The sequence below is a fragment of the Breoghania sp. genome (assembly GCF_963674635.1).
Lineage (GTDB): Bacteria > Pseudomonadota > Alphaproteobacteria > Rhizobiales > Stappiaceae > Breoghania.
The window spans coordinates 2,020,573-2,035,009 of the sequence record NZ_OY771475.1 but is presented as its reverse complement, the minus strand read 5'-3'; the positions used below and the strand labels follow the sequence as shown (position 1 = coordinate 2,035,009).

The window sequence follows — 14,437 nt, the reverse complement described above, 5'->3', positions numbered from 1 at the left end:
GCCTTCGGCCTCCTCAGGATGACGTTCTCGCGTTGATGGTTGTTGGCCAATAGCTCTTGTGGATGCCGGCTACACACTCAAACCTCATCCTGAGGAGCGACCGAAGGGCGCGTCTCGAAGGATGGGCGACAGTCTGCGAACACGGAGCCTCCCACATCCACAACGTCATCCTGAGGAGCCTGCGTCAGCAGGCGTCTCGAAGGATGGGCGGCACTCCCCGAGCACGTTTCCTTCCCACTCATAACGTCATCCTGAGGAGGCCCGAAGGGCCGTCTCGAAGGATGGGCCACAACCCCAAACGCAGCCCTAGGCCAGCGCCCCTTCCGTCAGATCCACGACCCTTTCAAGCCGCGGCAGCCTTGCCTCCGGCAGGCCCTCGCGCTTCACGAAGGCGCGGTTGAGCAGGCAGATGGAGAGCTGGTAGAGGAAGGTCTGGTTTTCCTTGGTGCTGATCTCGCTCGCCGGTTTGCTCAAGACCTTGTTGGCAAGCTTTTGCGCGAACTTCGCGTTCAGGAACGGAATGGCGGAAAGCTCCGCCTCGCTCAAGACGAGATCGAGATAGTCGGGACGCCGGGCTGCAAAGGCTGCCGCGTCGGGGGCGCGATAGGGGAACTTGCGCTTGTCGATGATCCGATCCGGCAGACGGCCCCGGAACGCCTCGCGCAACAGGCGCTTTTCGACAAATCCGTCATCGAATTTCAGATTGATCGAGGTCGCCAGCGCAAAGACGTCCGGGTCGAGGAACGGGCAGCGGTTTTCAACCCCATGCGCAAGGCTCATGCGCTCGCCTTGTGTGGAAAGCAGGTAGCCGGGAAGCAGGGTCTTGTATTCAAGCCACTGCGCCTTCTCCACCGCCGACAGCCGCTGATAGCCGCATTGCGAGGCGACGAGCTCCGATATCGCGGCAAACGGCTGCCCCGCCTCCTTCACAAGGCGGGCGGAAAAGAGCCCGTTCTGGAACCTCAGTTCATGGGAGAAGAGCCCCGGCATCTTCTCAACCGAGAACTGGTGATAGAGGCCTGTCACGGCTGCGATATCGTCCGGCCCGTAATGGGCGAGATGCGGGTAGAGCGTCTCGATGCGCGCCCGGCGCACATCGTCGGGAAGCTCGCTCCAGGCCTCGCGCAGCAACGTCTCCTTGAAGAGATCGTAGCCGAGAAACGCCTCATCCGCCCCTTCACCGCTCAGAATGACCTTGATGCCTTCGGCCTGTGTGCGTTTCGACAATATGAACATCGGCACGAAGGCGCTGCGGAAGGCGGGGACCTCCGCATGAAAGACCGCATCCGGCGTCTTGTCCGCGATATCGGCATGGGTGATGCGTTGGGCGTGATGGCGTGTGCCGAGATGCTCGGAGACGAGCCGCTGGTCGGCGGATTCGTCGAATTCGGCATCCTCGAATTCGACCGAGAAGGTGGAGAGCGGCCTCGTGGCGAAATCCTTGGCAAGTCGCGCCACAATGGCGGAATCGACCCCTCCGCTCAGATAGACGCCCACCTCCACGTCGCTTCGAAGGCGCAGTTCCACCGACCGGGTCAGCCGCGCACGGATCGCGTCAAGCGCCTGCGCCTCGCTTGCCACTTCCGGGCCCTCATCGAAGCGCAGTTCGGCATAGGTGTGTAACGTGATCTCGCCGCCGCGAAGCCTGAGCCACTGGCCCATCGGCAGGCTTTCAACGTTGCGAAAGCCGCTCTGGTGCGGCAGCGGCGTCCATTGGCCGAGAATGGAGGAAAGCTGCTCCGGGTCCTGCTCGAATTCAAAGCCAGGCACCGCCAGAAAGGCCTTCATTTCGGAAGCGAACAGCAACCTGCCGCCATGGCGGGCATAAAACATCGGCCGCTTGCCGAAGCGGTCACGGGCAAGAAACACATCGCCGGTTTGCCGGTCATAAAGCGCGAAGGCGAAGCCGCCATTGAAGCGCGGCAGGCAGTCCGGCCCCCAGGTGATCCAGGCCTTGAGCACCACTTCCGTGTCGCAATGGGTGGTGAAGCGGCAGCCCAGCGCCTCCAGCTCGGATCGAAGCTCAAGGTAGTTGTAGATCTCCCCGTTATAGCTCAGCCAGTAGCGCCCGCGCTCATCGCCAAAGGGCTGCGCTCCCGCATTCGGGTCAAGGATCGCCAGCCGCACGGTGCCCATCGCGAAGCCGTCATCGACCACATAGCCCGCGCCGTCCGGGCCGCGATGGCCGATCCGCGCGAGCATCTGCTCGATCTGGCCACGCAAGGCTCCGGCAGGTTGGGTCTGGTCGACGATGCCTGCGATACCGCACATATGGCTACCACTCGTCCGGGGTCATCAACTGGCGCGCGCCGCCACCTTGCGCTGCACGGCCTGTTCGATCTGGGTCAGGCTGACCATCACACCGCCGGTAATCTCCTGCTCGGTGAACTTGATGTCGAATTCCTTTTCCAGAAAGCGGATCAGCTGGATGTAGCCGAAGGAATCCATCACCCCTTCCTTGAACAGATCCGACGTCTCGGGAAAGCTTTCATCGAACTCGATAAGAAATTGTTCTTCGATAAATTCACGAATTTTATCCATGACGCGCGAATGCCCCGCAAAAACTGCAAGCAGCGCCCCCGTCAAGATAGCCGGTTGATTTTGCGCCGGTTCTCGATCGGTTTGGCTCCCGGTAAGGTTAGCCAATCCCACGCAGCGGCGACAGTCCTTGATGCGGCTTATTTCAAGGATTGCACGAAAAACGCGCCGATAAAGGGCTGAAGGATGCAGCCCTGCCCGATTTGGGAGGGTTTCGCACGTCACCTTGCGTTAACCATAGGTATAATTGCAGATAATTACTGCAATATAATGTGCAGATACGAGGGCATGTGGTTGCGCGCGCCCTGTCCGCCGCATAGCATTGAAAGTTCATCGGATACGGGGGGGCTTGCCTGAGTGCCGCCCGCCAGTATGCCCGCCCGCATGCGCTGGATTTCTCAGTCATGCGACGGTGGGATCACGTGTTTCCGGTTGGGGGCGGATGTGTCGGCAATGGCAGGGTGTGTATGAATATCTTCCGCCTGCTCCGCGACGGACCTCCCGCCAGCCGAAGGATGGTCCTCGTCCTCGCCACCCTTGCGGGCTTTGGAAATGCCGGGCTGGTCGGCCTCGTCAACGAAGCGGCGGAACAATCGCTCATCGGGGTCTCGGTCGATCTGCAATTGCTGGTCGTCTATGTCCTGACGCTGACCTTCTTTCTCATCTCCAACCGGTCTGCGCTGCATCAGGCGAACAATTTCGTCCAGTCGCGGCTGGAAATGACCCGGCGGCGCATCGTCAATAAGATCCGCAAGTCGGACCTGAGAACCCTTGAGCGGCTGGGGCAGGGCGATGTCTATGTCACCGTCGCGCAGGAAACCGATCATCTGTCCCAAACGCTGCCGCTCCTGATCGGCGCGGCCCAGAGCGCGCTTCTGGTCTTCTTCCTGTTTCTCTACATCGCCACCCTGTCCCTGATGTCCTTCGTGGTGATCGTGGGGTTCACCGCGCTCGGGGCGCATTTCTTCATCGCCCGCCAGCGTGCGCTCACCAGATCTCTGGTGGAGGTGCATCACCGCGAGGCGGAAATGCTCGACAGCCTGATGCATTTCACGCTCGGCTTTCAGGAAATCCGTCTGAATGCCGCCAAGAACGAGGCGCTCTACGACCATTTCTCCGATGTGACCGGTCGCCTGCGCGACGTGGTGATCCGGCTTGGCGGGCGCTGGGTGGCGCTCCTGCAATTCTCCAACGCCTTCATCTTCCTTCTGGTCGGCGTCGTGGTCTTCGTGCTGCCGGTCTTCTTCGAAGGCTACACCGACACGATCTACAAGATCACCGCGGCCTCGGTTTTCTCGCTCGGGCCTTTGGCGGCGATCATCTCCGTGGTGCGCCTTGTCAGCCGCGCCGAAGCGGGCCTTGGCCATGTCTATGCGCTGGAAGCCCGCCTCGACGAGGGGGCGCTGCCGAAGGCGGACAAGGACCCGCGTGAAAACTCGCCCTTCCGGGGCTTTTCGGAAATCGAGCTGAGTGACGCAACGTTTCGCTACATCGATGCGGCGGGCAACATCACCTTCCAGACTGGCCCGCTGAACCTGTCCTTTGCGCGCGGCGAGACCGTGTTTCTGACCGGAGGAAATGGCAGCGGCAAGTCCACCGCACTGAAACTCCTGTGTGGTCTCTACAAGCCCGGAACGGGCAGGCTCCTGTGCGACGGCGTGGAGATTGCAGACGAGAACCGCCAGTCCTATCGCGAGATCTTCTCCTCCATCTTCACCGACTTCCATCTCTTCGACCGTCTCTACGGGCTGGAGGATGTGGATCAGGCCGAGGTGGAGCGGTTGATTGCCCGGATGGAGCTTTCCGACAAGGTGGGGTTTGAGGATGGGCGCTTTTCAACCAGCGAGCTTTCCACCGGCCAGCGCAAGCGCCTCGCTCTGATCGTCGCGCTGTTGGAAGACCGCGAGATCTACATCTTCGATGAGTGGGCCGCCGATCAGGATGCCCATTTCCGTGAGGTCTTCTATACCGAGCTTCTGGCCGATCTGAAGGCGCGCGGAAAGACGGTTCTCGCCGTCACCCATGACGATCATTACTGGAACCACTGCGACCGCCGCGTCTCGCTCGATCTCGGCTCCATCCTGCCTGAAGGGGAGGGCTGAGCCATGGTCTTGCGCGATTTCATAGGGCGCGCCGAGCCGGGCCAACGCCGCCAGATGTGGCTTTTGACGCTGGTGGCGGGATGCGCCAATGCCGGCCTGATCGTGGTGGTGACCAATGTCGCCAAGACGGTTGCCGCGGCCCAGCGGCCCGGTCTTGTCGACTGGGTCTCGTTCCTTTGCATCTTCGCGCTCTACTACATCACCAACCAGTTCGCGCTGGTCCGCTCCATGGCGATCATCGAAGAGCTGCTGAACCGCGTCCGGCTCGATATCGCCGACAAGCTGCGTAAATCCGAATTGCTGGTGGTGGACAAGCTCGACCGGGGCCGCCTCTACAATCTGGTCGCCAAGGAGACCAACCACCTCTCGGTCACCTTCCCGCTGATCGTCGATGCCATCCAGCAGGTCGTGCTGCTCGTCGTCTCGCTTCTCTACCTGCTCTATCTCTCGCCCGCCGCCTTCTTCGTCTTCCTGATCACGGTGGGCGCGGGCGTTCTGGGCTACAAGGTCATCGACAACCGCTACCGCGAGATCCTGCGTCTTGTCGAAAAGATGCAGGCGAAGATGCTCGACGCCATTCTCGACATCATCCATGGGTCCAAGGAACTGCGGCTGAATTCTAGGCGCAGCGAAGCGGTGGGGGCTGCCTATCGCAAGAAATCGCTGGTGCTGGAACGCCTTCTGGTGCGTTCGGTGGAACACTGGGTCTCGCTCATCATGCTGGGCAGCGTGACCATGTTCTCCATGCTCGGCATCGTCGCCTTCGCCTTCCCGGACTATGTGGCCGGGCACAAGGCGACCATTTTCCAGCTCGTGCCGGTGCTGCTGTTCTGCATGGGGACGCTCGGCAAGACGGTCACCCAGTCGCCCATGTTCCTGCGCGCCGAGGTCGGGCTTCAGTCGATCCTCGCAATCGACAAGGAATTGTCGCAAGGCGCCTCCGCCACGCCGGAAGAGGCGCGCCGCCATGCGCCCGCCTTCCTCGATTTCTCCACCATCACCTTCAATGGCACCCGGTTCAGCTACGACCAGACAAACCCGGACGCCTATGTGGTCGGCCCGCTCAATCTCACCATCACGCGCGGCGAGGTGGTCTTTCTGGTTGGGGGCAATGGCAGCGGGAAATCGACCGCGCTTCGCATGATGACCGGGCTTTATCCCGTCCAGTCCGGCTGGATCGGGGTGGATGAGGCCGCCGTCTCCGGCAAGGCGATTGCCGGGTATCGCGAGCTTTTCTCTTCCGTTTTTGTCGATTTCCATCTCTTCGACCGGCTCTACGGGGTCGAGGATGTGGATCCCGGACGGGTGAACCGGCTGATCGCGGATATGGGTCTTTCCGACAAGGTGACCTTCGAGGACGGTCGTTTCGACCAGCTTCATCTCTCCACCGGCCAGCGCAAACGCCTTGCTTTGATTGCGGCCCTCGTTGAAGATCGTCCCGTCTATGTTTTTGACGAATGGTCGGCGGAACAGGACGTCCTTTTCCGCGACCATTTCTACAACATTTTGATCCCCCGGCTCCGCGAGCAGGGGAAAACAGTCATTGCGACGACCCATGACGAGAAATACTGGCCGCTTGCCGATCGTGTGGTGAAGCTGGATCTGGGCCAGATCGAATGGGTCAAAACCAAAGCCGAGCTGGAGGCAGAATGACCGTCTGCATGTTCCCCGGCCAGGGTGCGCAACGTCTGGGTATGGGGGAGGGCGTTTTCTCCCGCTACCCCGATCGGCTTCGCGTGGCCGATGACATTTTGGGATACAGCCTGGCGGAGCTCTGCCGCGAAGGCCCGATTGAAAAGCTGAGCCAGACCCAGTTTACCCAGCCAGCGCTCTATGTCGTCAATGCCCTGAAATATCTGGCCCATCGGGAAGAGGCCGGATCGGACCCGGATTACCTGCTCGGTCACAGCGTGTCGGAATATGTGGCGCTCTTCGCCTCCGGCGTTCTCGATTTCGCCTCCGGCCTGCGCCTTGTGCAAAAACGCGGCGCGCTGATGGCGGAAGCCCGCGAAGGCGGCATGGCGGCGGTGCTGGGGCTTGAAGCCTCAGCCATCGAGGCGCTTTTGAAAGCCGAAGGCATCACCGACATTTTTGCGGCCAATTTCAACACGCCGAAGCAGATCGTCGTCTCCGGCAGGCGGCAGGCGGTCCATGAGGCGGAAGAGCTGTTTTTGAAGGCGGGCGCCAGCCACTACAAGGTGCTGCCGGTGAGCGGGGCCTTCCACACCCCCATCATGGAAGAGGCGCGCGCGGAGTTCTCACGCTTTATCGCGGGGTTCGAGTTCGCAGCGCAAAGCGTGCCCGTCATCTCCAACGTCACAGCCCGCCCGCATGTGGACCGCGAGATCGCCCGCCGCATGATCGAGCAGATCACCGCGCCCGTGCGCTGGTCGGAAAGTCTGCGCTATCTGATGGCCAAGGGGGTCGCCTTTGCCGATGCGGTGGAGATCGGCCCCGCGGGCCCGCCGGTCGTGCGCCCCATGTTCAAGCGCACGGAACTGGAAGCCGGTCCGCTTGATGCCGCGGACCTGGCGGCGGAAGAAGCTGCGGCGGACCAGGCAAAGGCCGAGATGCCCGAACCGCCCGCGCCGCCCGAACCGCCCGCGCCATCCGAACCCATCGAGCCTGAGCCATCCGAACCTCTGCCGCAAAAGATGAATGGGGCCACGCATAGTCTGGGCCGCGTCACGATGGACACCCTCGGCTCGCGCGCCTTCTGCGATCTCTTTGGGCTCAGTTACCCCTATGTCTCTGGCGCCATGTATCAGGGCATCGCCTCCACGGGGCTAGTCATCCGCATGGCGAAGGCGGGTCTGTTGGGCGTCTTCGGTGCCGCCGGTCTGCCTCTGGTTGAGACCCGCCAGGCCATCCGCGAAATCCGGGCGGCGATCCCTGAAGGCGCGTCTTTCGGGGTCAATTTCATCGCCCATCTGAACCGCCCGCATCTGGAAGACGAGCTGACCGATCTTCTGATCGCGGAAGGTGTCACAATCGTCGAAGCGGCTGCCTTCATGGAAGTGACGCCGGCCTTGGCGCGCTACCGGGCGAAGGGGCTTGAGCGGGTGAACGGCGCCATCCGCGCGAAGAACCGGATCATCGCCAAGGTCTCGCGTCCCGATGTCGCCGCGCAGTTCCTGGCCCCCGCGCCAGAGCACGTGATCGAGAAACTTCTCGCAGCCCGCACGATCTCGCCGGATGAGGCGGAGATGCTGCGTGGGGTGCCGATGGCCGATGCGATCTGCGTGGAGGCGGATTCCGGCGGTCACACCGATCAGGGCATGCCCTTCGCGCTCATCCCGCCGATCGTGAAGCTGCGCGATGCGGCGCAAGTCCGCTTCCCCGATTTCGGCCCGCTTTTCGTGGGCGCTGCGGGCGGTATTGGTACGCCGGAGGCAGCCGCCGCCGTCCTCGTGCTGGGCGCGGATTTCATCGTCACCGGCTCCATCAACCAGTGCACGGTGGAGGCGGGCACCAGCGACGCGGTCAAGGACATGCTGGAAGGCATCAATGTCTACGACACGACCTATGCACCATCGGGGGAGATGTTCGAGCTTGGCTCCAAGGTGCAGGTTCTCAAAAAGGGCGTCTTCTTCCCCGCGCGGGCCGAAAAGCTGGTCTCGCTTTACCGTCAGCACGAAAGCCTCGATGAAATCGATCCGAAGCTGAGGAAGCAGATCGAGGAGCGCTATTTCGGGCGGAGTTTCGAGGATGTCTTCGCCGATGTGGCGCAGGTCTATGGCCCTGCCGAGATCGAACGCGCCGAACGTAGCCCCAAACACCGCATGTCGCTGGTTTTCAAGCGCTACTATCGCGACACCACCGAGTGGGCGCTCACGGGCGAAATGAGCCGCAAGGTCGATTTCCAGATCCATTGCGGCCCGGCGCTGGGCGCCTTCAATCAATGGGTGGCGGGAACGGAGCTTGAAAGCTGGCGCAATCGCCATGCCGACACCATTGGCCTCCAATTGCTGGGCGAAACGGCGGATCTCTTGAGCCGCCGCTTGTCCGCGCTGGTGCGATAGGGAGACGGCGCGCATGGCAAGGGGTTTCAAACGCGAACCGGTTGCCATCATCGGGCTCGGCCTGCGCCTTCCCGGAGCCGAGAGCCTTGACGGGTTCTGGCAATATCTCGCCAGCGAAACCTCGCTGATCACCGAGGTGCCGCCTGAACGCTGGAGCGCCAAGGATCTCCACGGCGATCCGTCAAAAGGCGACAAGACCGTCAGCATCCGGGCGGGCTTCCTTGAGCATGCCGATTGTTTCGATGCGGAGTTCTTCGGCATCTCGCCGCGCGAGGCCGCATGGATGGACCCGCAACAGCGGTTTGCGCTGGAAATGTCCTGGCAGGCGTTGGAAGACGCGGGCTATCGCGCGTCTGAACTGGCAGGCTCCCGCACCGGCGTCTTCATGGGCGTGTGCCACTGGGATTACGCGGAACTGGCCGAAAAACACCTGGCGACCGTCGATGCCTACACACCCACCGGCATCGCCTTTTCGATCATCGCCAACCGGGTCTCGCATTTCTTCGATTTCCACGGCCCCAGCATCACCAACGACACCGCCTGCGCGGCCTCCATGACGTCCCTTTACGAGGCGGTGCGCGCGCTGCAGGACGGCACCTGCGACATGGCGCTGGCAGGCGGCGTCAATCTCGTCTGGTCGCCCAACCATTTCATCGCCTTTTCCAAGGCGGGGATGCTCTCGCGCGATGGCCGTGCCAAGGTCTTTGATGAGGCAGCCGACGGCTATGTGCGCGGCGAGGGCGGGGCGGTGCTGCTTTTGAAGCCGCTGTCTCAGGCCCTGGCCGACAAGGACCCGATCCACGCCGTCATCCGCGGCATTGGTGTGAACCATGGCGGGCGCACGAATTCGCTCACCGTCACCAACCCGGCGGCGCAGGCAGACCTGATTGCAGAGGTGCACCGCGAGGCGGGCGTCTCCCCGGACAAGATCGACTATGTGGAGGCCCATGGCACAGGCACCCCGCTCGGCGATCCGATCGAGATTTCCGGGCTGAAACAGGCTTTCGAGACGCTGGCTGCGGAGACAAAGGTCACGTTCAGCCCAGAGACCTGCGGCATTGGCTCGGTCAAGACCAGTATCGGGCATCTGGAAGGGGCGGCAGGCGTTGCGGGCATCGTCAAGGTTCTGGCCGCGCTGAAGCACGAACGGCTTCCCGCCAATGTGGATTTCTGCGAGCAGAACAGCCTGATCGACCTCGCGGGCTCCCCGTTCCGCATTCAGGCCCGGCCGACCGATTGGCCGCGCCGCGAAGATCGTCCGAGACTTGCCTGCGTCAGTTCCTTCGGTTTTGGCGGCAGCAACGCCCATGTGCTTGTGGAAGAACCACCCGCTCCGGAGCCCGCTGACAGATCCAGCGCGACAGGCCTCCACGCCGTCCCGCTTTCCGCCCGCGACGAGGGCCGCCTCGTCCATGCGGTCGCAGCCCTTCTGCGGTTTGTGGAAGCGGCGGACCGGGAGGCGGTCGCGCTCGCCGATGTCGCCCACACCTACCAATGGGCGCGCGAGCCGATGGAGGCCCGCGCCGTCTTCTGCGCCCATGATCTGGCTGAACTTGAAGGCGCGCTTCGCGGCTTTCTGATTGAAGGCCGCCCGGATGATGGCGTGCTGCCCGCAGGCATCGAAGGCGACGGGGGGCTCGCAAAAGCCCGCCGCTGGGCTGCCGGCGAGGATGTGGTGTGGCCGAAGGCGGGCCGCCGCATCCATGCGCCCGTCTACGGCTTCGAGCGCAAGCGGCACTGGCTCGATCTTTCCCTGGGCGCGAAGGACCAGAGCCCGGTCCCCCATCCGCTTCTCCACCGCAACACCTCCGGTTTTGAGGCTAGCCGTTTCGAGACCCGGCTGACCGGCGACGAATTCGTCCTCGCCGATCATCACGTGGAGAGCCGCATGGTCCTGCCGGGTGTGGCGTGTCTGGAAATGGCGCGGGCCGCAGCCACGCTTGCGGGCGGGCTGACCGAGGATGCCTTTGCGCTGGAGGATGTGGTCTGGCGCAAGCCAATCCTGCTGGAGCATCGCGAAGCGATCACGGTGGAAACCGTGCTGGAACGCGGCGTGGCGGGGGAAATCGGCTTCATCCTCCGCATGGTTTCACAGAACGAGAGCCCGTCCAACACCGAAACCCCGCCCAACGCCACCGGCACGATCCGCCGTCTGACTGACGCGCCCACACCGGAAGCCCGCGATCTCGATGCCCTGAAGGCCCGGATTTCCGATCCGGTCGAGCCGTCTCTTTGCTACGACTGGCTGCGCTCAAGCGGCGTCGATCATGGCCCCGCCTTCCGCGCCCTGTCGCGTGTGACCCGTCAGGGCGATGAGGTTCTGGCGCAGATCCGTCTGCCGCGTCGTCTGGCCCCGTCACTTCAGGCCATGCCGCTTCACCCGGTTCTTCTCGATGCCGCCATTCAGGCATGGGTGGCGACGGGCAGCGAAGCCCCGAAGGGCGCCGCAGTTCCCTTCGCCTGCCGCCGGATCGAGGTTTTCGGGCCGTGTGAACAGGTGATGTGGGCGCATGTCACGATGCGCCCCGGCAAGGGCGAGGATGCGCCGGTGCGTACGCTCGATATCGAGCTTCTCGACAAGTCCGGCAATCCCCGCGTCGCCTTCCGCGATCTGGCGCTGCGCGTTTTGAAGACGGAGAGACGAGCTCCAGACGAGGAGACCCTGCCACCGGTCGTTACCGATGGAACCTGGCAGTCCATGCCGCTCCATCTGAACCCGGATGGCCCATCGGCGACGGTTCGCCTGCTTCTGGCGGGTTTCGACGCAGAAACCGTGGCCGTCCTTACCGAAGATGCCCGCTGGACGGTGGAGGTGTTGCCGGACATCTCGGGTTTCGATGAGGCGGCGGCCGCCTTGACCCTCTATCAGGCGGCGCGCGCTTCCGTCAGAGCCGCCCTGAAGGCGCGCGCTGCCGAACCGGTCAATTTCCTCGTCCTCGCCGCAGCCGATCTTCCCGCACCCTCCATCGCGCCGCTGGCGGGTCTTTTGAAAACCGCAGCCACCGAAAGCCCGAAGATCTCAGGCCGCGTGATCTCGATTGCGGGCAAGATCACACCGGGCCGCCTTCGCTCCATTGCGGCGGCCGAACTGGCGGCGAAGGACACCTTCACCGAATTGCGCTATGACGCGGGCGGCATGCGCCGGGCATGGCTTCCGGTTTCAGATAGCGTTCAGGGCGAGGCCGATCTGTGCGCAATCGACCCCGAAGGGGTCTACTGGATCACCGGTGGGCTCGGCGGTCTGGGCCGCATCTTCGCCGAGTGGCTGGTGGGGCGCGGCGCGCGAAAGCTGCTGTTGACCGGTCGCCGCGAGACCACAGACCCGAAGTCCGAGACATGGCTTGCGCCCTTGCGCGGGCGTGGTGCGGACCTCCTCTATCGCCCTTGCGACGTCACCGATCAGGGGGCCGTCGCGGCACTGGTGGAGGAGGTTTCCCGAACCCTCGGTCCGCTCAAGGGCATCCTCCATGCGGCGGGCGTCCTGGATGACGGCTATATCCTGACGCAGGGCCCCGAAAAGGCGGCCTCCGTTTTCGCGCCCAAGGTTTCCGGCTCCGTGAACCTCGACCGCGCGACGCGACAACAGCCGCTCGATTTCTTCCTGCTGTGTTCGTCCATCGCCGCCGTTTTTGGCAATGCCGGGCAGGCCGATTACGCCGCCGCCAACGCCTTCATGGATGCCTTTGCCGAAACACGCTCGCTGAGCGATGCCCCGGGCAGGACGGTGGCCGTCGCATGGCCGCTGTGGGCAGAGGGCGGCATGTCGGCGGACGCCGCCACGCAAGATGCCCAACGCCGCCGCCTCGGCCTGACGCCCCTGCCGAAAAAGGCGGGGATCGAGGCGCTGGAAGCGGTCCTTTCCGGCACGGGCGCCCCGCGCAGCACTGTCTTTTACGGTGATCTGGGGCGCATCGACGAGGTGTTGGGCGCGTTCGGTCAGGTGCCGGAAAAGGCAGAGAGCGCAACTCCGGAAGCCGAGATCTCCACTTCCGAGGGGTCCCCCGAAGCCGCTCCCGATATCGATCCCCCGACGCTTCGTCAAAAGACCATCGATCTCGTGCGCGAGACGCTGGCCGACGTTCTGGAAATGGACGCTGCGCGCATCCGCGCCAACCGCAAGCTTGAGGAATACGGCCTCGATTCCATCGCCATCGTGGAGAGCACCAACCGGCTGGAAGAGGCGCTGGGGCCTTTGTCCAAGACGCTGTTTTTCGAATATGTCGATCTGGAAGGCGTCGCGGGCCATCTGGTCGCGGAACACGGGGGCGCGCTGCGCACCCTCTTTGCCGATGAATTGAAGCCTGCCGCGAAACCCGCCACCAAGTCCGCCATTCCGGCCAGAGCCGCTCCTGTCGAAGCGGTCGTCTCTGAACCCGTCCCCGCGCCCCAAAAACCCGCCTCCGACGACCGTCACGACATCGCCATTGTCGGGCTGTCGCTGCATGTCTCCAACGCAGACACGCAGGATGCCTTCTGGGAGATGCTGTCGAAAGGCATGGACGGCTTCGAGCCCGTGCCGCGCGCGCGTTGGGATCATGCCGCGATCCATCACCCCGAGCGCGACGTTCTCGGCAAGACGGTGGTGAAGACCGGCTGCTTCCTGCCCGATATTGACAAGTTCGACCCGCGCTATTTCCGCATCTCGCAGGCGGAAGCGGAACTCATGTCGCCGGAGGTGCGCCTCTTCCTTCAGGCGAGCGTGGAAGCGTTTGAGGATGCGGGCTATTCGCGCGAGACCATGGCGCGAAAATTCGGTGGCGAGGTCGCGGTCATCGTCGGCTCGATGACCAACGAATACGACCTCTACGGCTTCCAGAACATGCTGATGCGCGGCGCGCTCGCAAGCGGAAGCTACACCGGCACCGTGCCGAACATGGTCTCCTATTATTACGGTTTCACCGGCCCGTCCTATTTCCTCGACACCATGTGTTCGGCGTCCTCAACTTGCGTGCATGAGGCCGTGCACATGCTGCGCGCGGGCCGTTGCCATATGGCGCTGGCGGGCGGCGTTTCGCTGCTGCTCCATCCCCAAAAGCTCATCGCCACCTCGCAGGAACATTTCACGACGAAATCGGCCGATGTCATCCGCGGCTATGGCCTCGGCGCGGAAGGCACGATCCTGGGCGAAGGCGTCGGCGCGCTGGTGCTGAAAACGCTGGCCGATGCCGAACGCGACGGCGACCATATCTACGGTGTCATCACCGGTTCCGGCATTTCGAACGCGGGCGTGCGCAACGGTTTCACCGTGCCCAATCCGAACCAGCAGGCGGCGGCAATCGAGCGCGCGCTGGAAGATGCGGGGATTTCAGCCGGAACCATCTCCTATATCGAGGGCCACGGCTCGGGCACGGCGCTGGGCGACCCGATCGAGATCAAGGCGCTGACGCAAGCCTTTCGCAAGCACACGGACGCCGTGCAGGCCTGTCCCATCGGCACGGTGAAGAGCAATGTCGCCCATCTTCTGGGCGCGTCCGGGCTGGCGGGCCTCGTGAAGGTGCTGGCACAGTTGAAGCACGGCCAGCTCGCGCCCTCGCTCCACGCCGAAACGCTGAACCCGGATATTCCCTTCGCGACCTCGCCCTTCTACGTCCAGCGGGAACTGGCCCCTTGGACACGGCTGATCGACGAGGCAGGCCATGAATTGCCACGCCGCGCGGGCGTCACCTCCATCGGCGCGGGCGGCATGAATTCCACATCATCATCGAGGAACATCAGGCTGCAGAGCGCCCCGAGGCGCAGGACGAGCCGGACCTTCTGGTCTTTTCCGCCCTGACG

At 63.3% G+C, this 14,437-nt stretch carries 6 protein-coding genes; 4 read left to right on the top strand and 2 right to left on the bottom strand.

The genetic code is table 11. The annotated features are described in order from the left end of the window. Positions 1 to 306 precede the first annotated feature (306 nt). Entirely contained in the window at positions 307 to 2,271 is a 1,965-nt protein-coding gene (gene asnB / locus ABGM93_RS08790) for an asparagine synthase (glutamine-hydrolyzing) (RefSeq protein WP_321505391.1), read from the bottom strand. 24 nt (positions 2,272 to 2,295) lie between these two features. Further along, positions 2,296 to 2,652 carry an acyl carrier protein gene (locus tag ABGM93_RS08785; RefSeq protein ID WP_321505388.1) on the bottom strand — a complete coding sequence of 119 codons (357 nt, stop codon included), beginning with the start codon at positions 2,650 to 2,652 and terminating at the stop codon, positions 2,296 to 2,298. 353 nt (positions 2,653 to 3,005) lie between these two features. On the opposite strand from ABGM93_RS08785, the gene ABGM93_RS08780 reads away from it, so the two are divergent. The 4 genes from ABGM93_RS08780 to ABGM93_RS08765 are packed head-to-tail and all read left to right on the top strand — an operon-like array spanning position 3,006 to position 14,435. Then, complete coding sequence (locus tag ABGM93_RS08780; protein WP_321505386.1) at positions 3,006 to 4,640, top strand: cyclic peptide export ABC transporter; 1,635 nt, start codon at positions 3,006 to 3,008, stop codon at positions 4,638 to 4,640. A 3-nt stretch (positions 4,641 to 4,643) separates the two neighbouring features. Then, the gene (locus tag ABGM93_RS08775) at positions 4,644 to 6,293 is read left to right on the top strand and encodes a cyclic peptide export ABC transporter (protein ID WP_321335695.1); all 1,650 of its coding nucleotides are present in this window, start codon (positions 4,644 to 4,646) and stop codon (positions 6,291 to 6,293) included. Continuing rightward, positions 6,290 to 8,662: an ACP S-malonyltransferase gene (fabD, locus tag ABGM93_RS08770; RefSeq protein WP_321505384.1), complete on the top strand. Its 2,373-nt coding sequence runs from the start codon at positions 6,290 to 6,292 to the stop codon at positions 8,660 to 8,662. Before ABGM93_RS08775 ends, fabD begins: the two co-directional genes overlap by 4 nt. Positions 8,663 to 8,675: 13 nt before the next feature. Continuing rightward, positions 8,676 to 14,435 carry an SDR family NAD(P)-dependent oxidoreductase gene (locus tag ABGM93_RS08765; protein WP_321505382.1) on the top strand — a complete coding sequence of 1,920 codons (5,760 nt, stop codon included), beginning with the start codon at positions 8,676 to 8,678 and terminating at the stop codon, positions 14,433 to 14,435. The last annotated feature ends 2 nt before the right edge of the window (positions 14,436 to 14,437 follow it).

Excerpts from the sequence above, each read along its gene's own strand:
- ABGM93_RS08780 (WP_321505386.1), top strand. The coding sequence starts at position 3,006 with ATGAATATCTTCCGCCTGCTCCGCGACGGACCTCCCGCCAGCCGAAGG.
- ABGM93_RS08775 (WP_321335695.1), top strand. The coding sequence starts at position 4,644 with ATGGTCTTGCGCGATTTCATAGGGCGCGCCGAGCCGGGCCAACGCCGC.
- fabD (WP_321505384.1), top strand. The coding sequence starts at position 6,290 with ATGACCGTCTGCATGTTCCCCGGCCAGGGTGCGCAACGTCTGGGTATG.
- asnB (WP_321505391.1), bottom strand. The coding sequence starts at position 2,271 with ATGTGCGGTATCGCAGGCATCGTCGACCAGACCCAACCTGCCGGAGCC.
- ABGM93_RS08765 (WP_321505382.1), top strand. The coding sequence starts at position 8,676 with ATGGCAAGGGGTTTCAAACGCGAACCGGTTGCCATCATCGGGCTCGGC.